Origin of the sequence: Bacillus sp. K2I17, from assembly GCF_002209985.1 — a bacterium.
Taxonomy (GTDB): Bacteria; Bacillota; Bacilli; order Bacillales; family Bacillaceae_G; genus Bacillus_A; species Bacillus_A wiedmannii.
Genome location: NZ_NJGF01000022.1, coordinates 72,892 through 83,753, shown reverse-complemented (window position 1 = coordinate 83,753; position 10,862 = coordinate 72,892). Strand labels below are relative to the sequence as shown.

The window sequence follows — 10,862 nt, the reverse complement described above, 5'->3', positions numbered from 1 at the left end:
TCGCAAGGAAATAATGGGAATGGTCAAGGAAACAACGGAAGAGAATCGCAAGGAAATAATGGGAATGGTCAAGGAAACAACGGAAGAGGGTCCCAAGGGAATAATGGACATCAGCAAGAGAACAATGGCAGAGGGTCTCAGTAAGGAAAGCTCCTACCACATAATATATAGTGGAAGAAAAATCTATAGAATATTGAACGGAGGGGAGATTCCTTCCATCTGAAGATATTTTTTAACATTTTTTTAAAATGACGGACATAAAATCGTATATCCTTTCGAATTATATATATGGATATCATTAATGTTTATATAAAAGGGGAGAAAAAATATGAAAGAAATGTATGAAGAAATCACTGAAGTATTGAAGGTATTAGCACATCCTGTCCGTTTATCATTAGTAAAAATAATGCTTGCAAAAGGTCCTATTAACGTAACGACAATGTATGAAACATTACAAATGCCTCAAAGTACAATTAGTCAACATTTATCTAAACTAAAAGCTACTAAAGTCGTTACAGGTACTCGGAAAGGATTAGAAATTTATTATGAGGTAACTGACAATCGCACAAAATCAATATTAGCATGTTTAGTTTAAATACTGATTGTCTAGACATTAAGAAGAGGATGCTAAAGTAATTGTGTGACTACAATTTTTAAGATTTTATACAAAAGTAATATGTATAAGTGTATGTGATTTTCTTACTAACATAAGTTGTATGTAGACTGGTTATTAATTTGTTATACATCTTAGTTAGATTATTTTATTTATTTAATAATATTGTATGATCTTCACCTTGTTAAAATTAACAAGGTGAAGGATTATTCATGTACACATGAAATATTTTATAAAGAGTACGACTTTACTCCAAAGTTACATTTTTAGTTTTTTATCTATAGATCTAATACTAAAGGGAAAATAACTGAAATATAAATGTAATTGAAAGGAGTGGAGTAACAATGGAGGTAAGCCTTTTTTTAGGATTTTTTTGGGGGTGGATAACGGTTATCATCTCAGGAATACTTTTTGTGCGACCATCTATACTACGTGAACTGAAAAAATTAGTGGTAGAAGACAGAGGATTTGGAATTATGTATGGCTTTCTATCAATTTTCCTAGGATTAGGTACTGTTATTCTACATAATGTTTGGGAACTTAATTGGCAGGGACTCATTACACTTATTGCATGGCTCGCACTATTAAAAGGGATTTATGTAATTGCATATCCTGAACCATCCAAGAAAACCGATTTCGAAGTAAGGGTACTATCTACTCGTATAGTGCTTGCTATCCTTGGTGCTTTATCTTTATGGATGCTTATCATACTTTATATGAAATAGAGACAAATATTTTTGATTATGGGAGTATGTAGGTGGGGAGTTTTGGGTAGTCCTTTGGAACGGGATTTTATAGTTAACTGTAAGTGTAGTGTTTATTCCGTTGTAGATATGTTTTTATAAATAGTGAGATGGGCAAAACGAAGAGAGTCCTAAATAAATAGGATTCTTTTCGTTTTATAAAAGTGAATTTATCTTGTATCACTAATACAATTGATAATCATTTTTCTGGACTATTCGCAGTTTTAATGAAGTAGTAGTGGTTGTAACTCGACTTCAAATAATTCGCTTTCAATTTCATTAAGTGCATACATTGATACAGGATGTGGAGAGGTATTAGATAAGACTTGTGATGAAAGAAGTTCTCCTGATGATGAGTAAAATGTAACAAACACTTGAGAAAATGGAGGGACCATAATGATTACACGGTCAGTTTTTTGTAACGTATTAACCAACTCCAAAATAATATAGTTTTATAAAAATCAAAAAACAATAGATAAATATAAAGATATTATTATGGGTACTTTTCCGATAGTGAATTAAGCAAATTAATAAACTCTTTATTTTATTGTAAATAGTTTAAGAGCACACAAATATGCGTGCTCTTAGAATAGAAAGGTAGTTTTCTATGAGTAGGGAGTCCCCATACAATAAAATATGCTTGTCCAATTTAAATGTGAGAAGTTTTTTATAAAAATTCTATTTGGTAAGTCTATGTGAAAAATCACCTTGTACAGGAACTCTTTGCAAAGTATTTTGTCTGCAGTCATGATTATTAAAGTTGATGAGAGCTGTTATCCGAATAATAAAACCACATCTCAAATTGTTGACTATATGTCTAACAACTAGGATGCGGTTCAATGAATAAAAAGTGTCCGAATAAAATATAAGGTAAAAAGTATAGGATACTTTTGTTATAAAGAGTATTTGTAGATGAATGTTATTGTTTTTTACTTTTGAAAGATTTGGGCTTCTAAATTACGAGTTGTTGGAGTACCTCTAATATAAAATTTCAGTAGAAATATTGAACTACTAATATGAATGTAGAAGATTTAATAAAGACGGTAATGTTCTTTTAGTCATGTAATCTTTTCATTTGATGATCTTTTCCCCATTCACATAGTTCATCCATAATTTGCATTAAAGATTTCCCGTATTCGCTTATTGTGTACTCAACCTTTGGTGGTACTTCTTGATATACAGTACGATGGATAATCCTATCAGCTTCAAGTTGGCGAAGTTGTTGAGTTAGAACTTTTTGCGTAATGTTTGGGATTTCTCGTCGGATTTCGTTTGTTCGCATTTTTCCATCCATCAACACACATAAAATATGAACTTTCCATTTTCCGCCGATTACATCGAGTGTCGTTGCAATTGGGCAGTCTTCATTTTGATTCATATAACACCTCCACAGGTACTTTAAGGTTCCTATAGCACTTTAAAGTACGTACTTTTCAATTATATGTGACTCACTCATACTAATACGTAAAGGATTGAATAATTTAAAAAGGGGATGGAAGATGATGAGAACACTTGTAATTGTAGCACACCCTGATATTGAAAAATCAAAAATTAATAAAAGATGGATCGAAGAACTTGAGAAACATTCGGATGAAATAACGGTGCATGAATTATATAAAGCGGTACCGAATTGGGAGTTTAATATTGAGGAAGAGCAAAAGCTATTAGTAGAACATGACAGATATATATTTCAATTTCCGCTTTATTGGTACAGTTCACCACCATTATTAAAAAAATGGTTTGACGATGTATTAACATATGGATTTGCGTACGGATCAAAAGGAGATAAAGTGAAAGGGAAAGAATTTGGTCTAGCTATTTCTATAGGTGGATTAGAAAAAGACTATAAAAATAGCGGAATTACAATGGATGAGTTAACGAAACCATTTCAAGCTACGTGCTTATATACAGACATGAAATTTATACCTTCATTTTATTTATATGGTGCCGAATATAAATTAAGTGATGAAGAGATTAATAAAAGTGCACCGGAGTATGTGCGCTATGTGATGAATAAGGAGTATTCTAATATATAAGAGGAAATAGCCATTTACTTGTTAAGTAGATGGCTATTTTTATTGATTTTATATTCACTAAGTGTAATCTTTAGTAAATTAATAGTTAATCTGGTAAAATAAAAAACCTAATATATATAAAGGGGAGTTTTACTTGAGAACGATGCAAAAATTATTACAAAAAAGAGCAATGCAATCACCAAATTTGGAAGCGCTTGTAGGGGGAGAGAAAAGGTATTCGTTTCAGCAGTATAATGAACGAGTAAATCAGCTTGCACACTATTTGCTACATAACGGTGTACAAAGAGGGGATCGTATTGGAATACTATGCAAAAATAATCATCCGTTTCCAAGCGTTATGATGGCAAGTTTAAAAATTGGAGCTGTATGTATTCCGCTAAATCATCAGCTTACCGCTTTTGAATTAGAAACGATTGTAAAAGAAGCAAAATTAAAAGTGTTAGTTATTGATGAAGAATTTCATGAAGCTTTAAAGATTGATGCTGTTAAAGAAATTCCTTATGTAATTAAAACGACTGAAGAAGGATTTGGTTCATTTGAATTAACATTACAAGAACAGCCAATGACAGAACCGAATGTAGAAGTTCATGAAGAGGATGATGCGATTTACTTATTTACTTCAGGAACGACCGGACAGGCGAAAGCATGCGTAATTGGACATAAAAACTTACATCATTATTTTGCTGAGATTGCGGGCCAAAGAGAAATTCCTGCAGGTGAGCGCTTTTTATCCGTACATCCATTATTTCATATGAGTGGAGTGCTTTCTATTTTAAATTGTATTTATCATGGTGTTACGATGATCTTTTTAGCTGATTCGAATCCTGCTCTTATTTGGGATAAGATTGAAGAAGAGAAAATTACTACGATGCTTGCGTTCCCAGCTGTTTATAGCTACATGCTTGAGGAGCTAAATAAAAAAGAACGTAACATTTCAACTTTTAAAGTAGCACAAAGTGGTGGTACAAAAGTGCCAGAAACACTTATTCAAAAATATATGGAAAAAGGAATATATATGGTGCAAGGATATGGGAGTACAGAAGGTTGGGTTGTAACTTCATGGCATCCAATGATGGGAAAAGAAAAGATGTCTTCTGTAGGGAAAACTTTGAAACATGTAGAGTTAAAAATTGTTCATCCAGAAACAGGTGATGAACTAACAACAAATGAAGTTGGCGAGATTCATGTAAGAAGTCCATACATGTTTAAAGGGTATTGGAATAATGAAAAGGCGACAAAAAAGGTAGTAAAAGATAATTGGTTTAACATGGGCGATGCTGGCATGATAGATGATGACGGATTCCTGCATATTATGGGAAGATATAAAGACGTTATTATACGCGGTGGTGACAACGTATATCCAGATCAAGTAGAAGATGTTATTCATGAAATACATGGTGTTTTAGAAGTTGCAGTAGTTGGAGTTCCAGATGACTTTTGGGGAGAGATTCCGACAGCGTATATTGTAAAAGATATGCAAACGTCTTTAACGGAAGAAGAAATTATACGGCATTGTAAAGAGAAACTAGCAAGTTATAAAATACCATACGTTGTATTTATGGACAAATTACCGAAAAATGCTTTAGGGAAAGTGTTGAAGAGGGAATTAAGAGAAGGTGTACTTGTAAAATAAAAAACGATTAGATGATGAGGAATCCAGTTATGTACAAAGCATAACTGGATTTTTGTTTGTAAAGAACATAATAATTTACTAGATTTTGTATTTTGCGTAAGATAATAAAGAATATTCAATCATTAATAAAAGGAAGAGATATAAATGAAGCTACCGTTATTACAAGTAGAGACAGGGAGGCTCATAATCCGTCCGTTCCAAAATGATGATTATGAAAGTTGGTTAGATGGATTTCATAAGAGGCTACCATCGCAGTATAAATATGACGATGGCCATCAAGTTATGGCATCATCAACAAAAGAATGGTTCACGGAATGGATAAGAGGTTTTGATGAAGCAGCAAATCGAGATGAGATGTATGTATTAGGTATTTTTCGTAAAGAAGATGGGGCTAATATTGGGAAGCTAGAGCTTATAAAAATTTTACGTATGGACTATCAATGGGCGATGATGGGGTATTCCATACATAATCAATACTGGAAAAATGGATATGGTATTGAAAGTGTGAAAGCTGCGTTATCGTTATTTTTTAATAGTCTTCATTTCCATAGAATTGAATTACATATACATGTTGATAATGAGCCATCCGTTCGTCTTGCGGAAAGAACAGGTTTTTCACTTGAATGCAAGAGAGAGGCGTTTTCTTTAGAGAATGGTAAATGGATGGACTTTCTTATTTATTTTAAAAATAAGGAGATGGATATATGAGAGTTCTAATTACAGGGGGAAATCGCGGGTTAGGGTTACAGTTAGTAAAAGTATTTCATGAAAATGGGCATATCGTTTATCCGTTAGTTAGAACTGAGGTTGCGGTAACGCAATTGAAGCAAATGTTTAGTTGTAGATGTTTTCCTATATTGGCAGACTTATCACTTGATGAGAGTACGGAGCAGATTAAGAACCAGCTCGAGGGATATACAGAGTATATGGATCTAGTTATAAATAACGCTGGAATTACTGGAAAGGAGACTGAGATTTTACATACAAATTCAGAAGAGTTAACGGACTTATTTAATATTCACTGCTTAGGCGTAATTCGAGCTGTAAAAGGTACATATGTGGCTTTAGCTAAATCGGATCAGCCGAGAATAATAAATATGTCCTCTCGGTTAGGATCACTACATAAAATGGCGAACAAAGAATTTCCGCAAGGTCAGTTCTCATATTCCTATCGAATTGCTAAAGCTGCGCAAAATATGCTAACACTTTGTTTACAACAAGAGTTTGAGAATAAAGGAATTCGTGTAACGGCAATTCACCCAGGAAAATTAAAGACTGATATTGGTGCCTTTGATGCGAATATGACTCCGGCTGAAGGAGCGCAAAATATATATGATTGGGTAATTGATTCAAATGAGGACGTTTCAGGGAAGTTTATTGAGCCAGGTGTGGGGGAATTGAAGTGGTGATATGCGATCTTACAATCATTCAGAATTTATTTGGCCCTTCTAAAAAAGTATTAAATGGCTTGCCAAATGCAGTAACGATTGAAGAGATAGAAGAAGATTTCTTTTATAACGTACAAACATATAAAGAAAAGATAAGTAGATTTGAAGAGATTTGTTTTGACTGGGAGTTAAAAAGAGCGAGTATTGTATTAAATAAAAGGTTTAGTAGTTATAACTCAAGTGTGAGGGTGTTACTTGATGCGGATTTTTCTTTACATGCAGCAAAGATAGAAGTGTGTAGAGAGTTAGACGATGTAGAGGCACTTGAAAAACAATTTACATACCGTTCAATAGAAGAAACTTTATCGGCAAAAGATTTTAAATCCATTTGGGAGCAATGTATGTTGAACTCAGGAAACCAAACTTCAATTTTAAATATTGATGAGCATTTTTATTCAGTGCAAACAGAGTTAGGTAAAGGCTGGGAGAAGTCATGCATTGTTTTTTATGATAAAAATGATCCGATTGGTTTGTTCATACCGCATATAGAGTCTGGAACGGAAAATGAAGGACGATTATTTTACTTTGGGGTAATGCCTCATTATCGCGGGAAAGGAATCTCTTCCCAAATGCATCTTCAATCGTTACATATGTTAAAGGAAATGGGTGCTACTTATTACATCGGAAGTACACATACTTCAAATGAAAAGATGCAGAGGGTATTTTGGAGAAATCGTTGTTCGGTGAAAACGGAGATAGAGCTTTATTATAAAATTTTTAAAGAAGGTTAGGAGAAAAGAAAATGAAGACTATAAAGGTATTTCATTACGAGGCATTTACGAATAAACCAAATATGGGGAATCCAGCAGGTGTTGTATTAGAGGCGGATGGATTAACAGCAGGGGAAATGCAGCGTATTGCTGAAAAAGTTGGATTTAACGAAACGTCTTTCGTTCTTTCTTCAAAAGTAGCAGATTTAAAGGTTCGCTATTTTACCCCTCGTTTTGAAATGGATTTATGTGGTCATGGAACAGTTGGAACAATATTTGCCTTGTGTGAAAGAGGTTTATTAGAAGAGAAAACAAGTTTTACGATTGAAACGAAGGCAGGGGTTTTAGCAATACAAATAGATGTAAATGAAAAGGGAGAAACCTTTATTAAAATGAGGCAGGCTACACCTCAGTTTAAAGAATTTGCATGTTCAAAAGAAGAATTAGCTCATAGCATTGGTTTGGACGTAAATGATTTAGATGTAAGTTTACCGATTGTATATGGAAGTACAGGAAACTGGACTGTAATTGTACCGGTTAAAAATCTAGATGTATGTGAGAGAATGAAGCCTAACAATGAGATGTTTCCATCGGTATTAAAAGAAATACCTAACACTTCTATTCATCCAGTTTGCTTAGAAACTTATGATGAACAGGCACAAATGCATGGGCGTCATTTCTCATCGGCTTATGCTGGAACGATTGAAGATCCAGTGACAGGAACAGCTTCAGGTGTAATGGGAGCGTACTATGCGATGTATTTGGAGAAAGGTTTTGACCATAAAATGGAATTAATCGTTGAACAAGGACAGGAAATGAATAAAGATGGCCGTGTAACGGTATATGTAACGAAAGATGTAGAAAATGAGAAATTACAAATAGATATTGCTGGAACAGCGGTGTATGTGAAAGAGTTTAAAGTTTCAATATAAAGTGAAACTTTAATCAGTGGGGGTCTTACTGCCCGTTAATGTGGGATAAAAAAAGAAAGCCCGGAATACATCCAGACTTTCATTATCTGTTCAACACTTCAATATACGAAGCATCTCCAGTTGTTCTTAAAGCAGAGCGGAAATTGTTGTTTTCTAACGTTTTAGCGACTTGTTGTAATTGCTGTGCATCATCATGATGGATAAGTAAGCTGTCAGCACCGCTTTCTTCTATATGAATGTGTTCGACACTTCCAATGGCATCATGTACTGCTTTTAAAAATTCAGGTTTCATATTGTCCTCCTAATATGTATGTAACGTTGTTGTTAGTATTTCCTTATTTTTGAAATATAAAAGTAAATGAATTTTTGTTATATTAAGATTTTGGAAGGGGTTTCCTATTCGTTTGTCAAATAATAGTAAAGTTGTCTTTTGAATTGGGGGGATCTTCGAAATTAAAGGGTGAGAGAATGGACATTTCAATAATTGCTGCACAACTAGTTAAAGAGAAAGTTATTTCACATGCTCCAAATAGCGTAAAAGCGTTGAACGGAGGAACGACAAGTACTGTATATTTGTTGGACGAAAAATATGTAGTAAAGCTGAATGAAGCGGAAGTAATACGTGAAGAAGCTAATTTTCTTTCTTTTTATGAGGGGAATACTTTATTTTCAAAGCTTTTGTATAAGGAACCTTTACATACATATTTCGTGTATTCTTTCCTGGAAAGTAATACTTCGTGTAAACAAGGATATAAACGAAGTACGCTTCGTACACTTGTAAAAGAAGTTATCAATAAGTATAAAATGGTTCCAGAGGCAGAAGGCTGGGGATGGAAAGAAGGTCCGGTTCAATCTTGGAATGAATTTTTAACTGCAAATGTGATGGAAGCTTATGAAAATGTAAGATGTTACATAAGTGAAGAAGAATATAGAACGGTTCTTAAACTAGCAAATAGGGAAGCCGGAGTAAATCAACCCTTTTTATTACATGGTGATTTCGGATTTCATAATTTTATATTCCGGCAGAATAAGTTACATGGAGTAATTGATCCGTTACCAGTCCTTGGAGATCCTTTATATGATTTAATTTATGCGTTCTGTTCAACTCCTGAAGATGTAACAAAAGAAGCAATTGATTTTGCGATGAAGCAATGTGTATTTCATAAAAAAAAAACGAGATTTATACGAGGAGATAGTCATAGGATTATATTTGCGTATAGATACATGTTTAAGACAACACCCGAAAGATTTAGAAGATTACTTAGTAGCTTGGCGTTATTGGATGGACGAAATTGAGCCGGCTTTATAGTACAAATAGTTTGGGGGAGATAGTGAAATGAACATTCTAGAAGCAAAAAGAGATTTAGCACAAAGAACGAAAAGAGGATTTCCAGTTATAATAGCTGGTATTTTATTTTGGATTGTAGCAAGTGTAACGGGTATTCTTCTTTCAGAAAAACAAGTTGTGTGGGTGTATTTAATTGGTATGGGTTGTGTATTTCCTTTTGGCTTAATTATAGCTGCTATATTGAAAATTGATATGTTTGCGAAAGGAAATCCGCTAGGAACTTTAGCTGGATTAATTGGCGGGATAAATGTATTAAATATTCCGTTTGTATTACTTGCCTATTTTCAATTTCCAGAGTGGCTACCTTTTGTAGTAGCGATGTTAATAGGGGTTCATTTTGTACCGTACGTATGGATTTATGAAAGTAAAAGTTATGGTTTATTGTCAGTAGGGACTGTGCTCGTAACATCAGTTTGCGGGAATCTTTTTGCAGACAATGGATTTACTGCCATTCCATTGGCAGTTACAGTTGTCTACTTACTGACTCTAATCGGTTTATTAATTGAAAATAAAAAATTAGATCATTATCAACAAAAATCAGCTTCATAAAAATATAGGGATAGGGGGAATTATTATGAAAAATTTCGTTTGTACAACGTGCGGCGTACAGTATGCAGCGAGTGTCGAAGAACCGGTAAGTTGTGTTATTTGTGATGAGGAGAGACAATATGTGAATCCGAAAGGACAGTCTTGGACGACTTTAGAAAACTTGCAATCGAGTGGTACATATAAAAATGAAATGATAGAAGAAGAAAATGGGCTTTATAGTATTACGACAAAACCGACATTTGCAATTGGTCAAACGGGATATGTAGTAAAAACGGAAGCGTATCGATTACTATGGGATTGTATTACTTATTTAGATGAAACGACAATTGAGAAGATAAAGGAGTGGGGCGGGTTAGATGCGATAGCGCTATCTCATCCTCATTATTATTCAACGCAAGTAGAATGGGCAGAAACGTTTGATGTACCAATCTATATACATGAAGACGATAAAGAGTGGGTAGTACGCCCGAGTAGTCGTATTATTTATTGGTCTGGCGAGTCTTTACAATTAGCGGACGGAATTACTATTCATCGTCTCGGAGGACATTTTAGCGGCGGTTCTGTATTACATTGGGAAGAAGGAAATGGTGGGAAAGGTATTTTATTAACAGGTGATATTATTCAAGTCGTAGCGGATCAGCAGTGGGTGAGCTTCATGTACAGCTATCCAAACTTAATTCCATTACCGGCGAGAAAAGTGGAGGAAATGGCGAATCGAGTGAAGCCGTTACAATTTAATCGTTTATATAATGCTTTTCACCGAGTAGTGAAAGAGAATGCAAATGAGGCAGTGGAACGTTCTGCTGAAAGATATATTAAGGCGGTAGAAGGAAAGTTGTTTCGTACGTAA

At 34.2% G+C, this 10,862-nt stretch carries 13 protein-coding genes and 1 pseudogene; 12 read left to right on the top strand and 2 right to left on the bottom strand.

The window, feature by feature from the left end:
• The 3 genes from CER22_RS33165 to CER22_RS21765 all read left to right on the top strand — a co-directional run.
• The coding region (locus tag CER22_RS33165) for an FMRFamide neuropeptide (protein WP_179211925.1) at positions 1–223 on the top strand (223 nt) is incomplete at its 5' end.
• A 105-nt stretch (positions 224–328) separates the two neighbouring features.
• The gene (locus CER22_RS21770; RefSeq protein WP_002167922.1) at positions 329–595 is read left to right on the top strand and encodes an ArsR/SmtB family transcription factor; all 267 of its coding nucleotides are present in this window, start codon (positions 329–331) and stop codon (positions 593–595) included.
• A 362-nt stretch (positions 596–957) separates the two neighbouring features.
• The gene (locus tag CER22_RS21765) at positions 958–1,338 is read left to right on the top strand and encodes a hypothetical protein (protein WP_088064083.1); all 381 of its coding nucleotides are present in this window, start codon (positions 958–960) and stop codon (positions 1,336–1,338) included.
• Between the two features lie 1,072 nt (positions 1,339–2,410).
• On the opposite strand, the gene CER22_RS21760 is transcribed toward CER22_RS21765, so the two are convergent.
• Positions 2,411–2,734, bottom strand: coding sequence for a winged helix-turn-helix transcriptional regulator (locus tag CER22_RS21760; protein WP_001072997.1), 324 nt, complete (start codon positions 2,732–2,734; stop codon positions 2,411–2,413).
• 124 nt (positions 2,735–2,858) lie between these two features.
• Between CER22_RS21760 and CER22_RS21755 the strand changes: the two genes are divergently transcribed.
• The 6 genes from CER22_RS21755 (at position 2,859) to CER22_RS21730 (ending at position 8,115) form a co-directional block, all read left to right on the top strand.
• Complete coding sequence (locus CER22_RS21755; protein WP_142293531.1) at positions 2,859–3,392, top strand: NAD(P)H-dependent oxidoreductase; 534 nt, start codon at positions 2,859–2,861, stop codon at positions 3,390–3,392.
• Positions 3,393–3,525: 133 nt separating this feature from the next.
• Positions 3,526–5,025 (top strand): class I adenylate-forming enzyme family protein, encoded by a 1,500-nt coding sequence (locus tag CER22_RS21750; RefSeq protein ID WP_106382893.1) that lies wholly within the window; start codon positions 3,526–3,528, stop codon positions 5,023–5,025.
• Positions 5,026–5,169: 144 nt separating this feature from the next.
• Complete coding sequence (locus CER22_RS21745) at positions 5,170–5,733, top strand: GNAT family N-acetyltransferase (protein ID WP_088609552.1); 564 nt, start codon at positions 5,170–5,172, stop codon at positions 5,731–5,733.
• Positions 5,730–6,434: an SDR family NAD(P)-dependent oxidoreductase gene (locus CER22_RS21740; protein WP_088064081.1), complete on the top strand. Its 705-nt coding sequence runs from the start codon at positions 5,730–5,732 to the stop codon at positions 6,432–6,434. Before CER22_RS21745 ends, CER22_RS21740 begins: the two co-directional genes overlap by 4 nt.
• The gene (locus CER22_RS21735; RefSeq protein WP_142293530.1) at positions 6,431–7,204 is read left to right on the top strand and encodes a GNAT family N-acetyltransferase; all 774 of its coding nucleotides are present in this window, start codon (positions 6,431–6,433) and stop codon (positions 7,202–7,204) included. The genes CER22_RS21740 and CER22_RS21735 overlap by 4 nt, the downstream gene beginning before the upstream one ends.
• Positions 7,205–7,215: 11 nt before the next feature.
• Complete coding sequence (locus CER22_RS21730) at positions 7,216–8,115, top strand: PhzF family phenazine biosynthesis isomerase (RefSeq protein ID WP_088609550.1); 900 nt, start codon at positions 7,216–7,218, stop codon at positions 8,113–8,115.
• Positions 8,116–8,197: 82 nt separating this feature from the next.
• Here the strand turns inward: CER22_RS21730 and CER22_RS21725 are convergent, their stop codons facing one another.
• Positions 8,198–8,407: a hypothetical protein gene (locus CER22_RS21725; protein ID WP_044443258.1), complete on the bottom strand. Its 210-nt coding sequence runs from the start codon at positions 8,405–8,407 to the stop codon at positions 8,198–8,200.
• Positions 8,408–8,583: 176 nt separating this feature from the next.
• Between CER22_RS21725 and CER22_RS21720 the strand changes: the two are divergent.
• From CER22_RS21720 to CER22_RS21710, 3 genes and pseudogenes are all read left to right on the top strand, one after another.
• Positions 8,584–9,424 (top strand): annotated as a pseudogene (locus CER22_RS21720) (phosphotransferase).
• 27 nt (positions 9,425–9,451) lie between these two features.
• A complete protein-coding gene (locus tag CER22_RS21715; RefSeq protein ID WP_088609549.1) occupies positions 9,452–10,012 on the top strand; it encodes a DUF7010 family protein in 561 nt (186 codons plus the stop codon).
• 25 nt (positions 10,013–10,037) lie between these two features.
• Positions 10,038–10,862: an MBL fold metallo-hydrolase gene (locus CER22_RS21710; RefSeq protein WP_088609548.1), complete on the top strand. Its 825-nt coding sequence runs from the start codon at positions 10,038–10,040 to the stop codon at positions 10,860–10,862.

Bases quoted from the DNA above. Each gene is read 5' to 3' on its own strand.
- CER22_RS21770 (WP_002167922.1), top strand. From the start codon at position 329: ATGAAAGAAATGTATGAAGAAATCACTGAAGTATTGAAGGTATTAGCA.
- CER22_RS21765 (WP_088064083.1), top strand. From the start codon at position 958: ATGGAGGTAAGCCTTTTTTTAGGATTTTTTTGGGGGTGGATAACGGTT.
- CER22_RS21760 (WP_001072997.1), bottom strand. From the start codon at position 2,734: ATGAATCAAAATGAAGACTGCCCAATTGCAACGACACTCGATGTAATC.
- CER22_RS21755 (WP_142293531.1), top strand. From the start codon at position 2,859: ATGAGAACACTTGTAATTGTAGCACACCCTGATATTGAAAAATCAAAA.
- CER22_RS21745 (WP_088609552.1), top strand. From the start codon at position 5,170: ATGAAGCTACCGTTATTACAAGTAGAGACAGGGAGGCTCATAATCCGT.
- CER22_RS21740 (WP_088064081.1), top strand. From the start codon at position 5,730: ATGAGAGTTCTAATTACAGGGGGAAATCGCGGGTTAGGGTTACAGTTA.
- CER22_RS21730 (WP_088609550.1), top strand. From the start codon at position 7,216: ATGAAGACTATAAAGGTATTTCATTACGAGGCATTTACGAATAAACCA.
- CER22_RS21725 (WP_044443258.1), bottom strand. From the start codon at position 8,407: ATGAAACCTGAATTTTTAAAAGCAGTACATGATGCCATTGGAAGTGTC.
- CER22_RS21715 (WP_088609549.1), top strand. From the start codon at position 9,452: ATGAACATTCTAGAAGCAAAAAGAGATTTAGCACAAAGAACGAAAAGA.
- CER22_RS21710 (WP_088609548.1), top strand. From the start codon at position 10,038: ATGAAAAATTTCGTTTGTACAACGTGCGGCGTACAGTATGCAGCGAGT.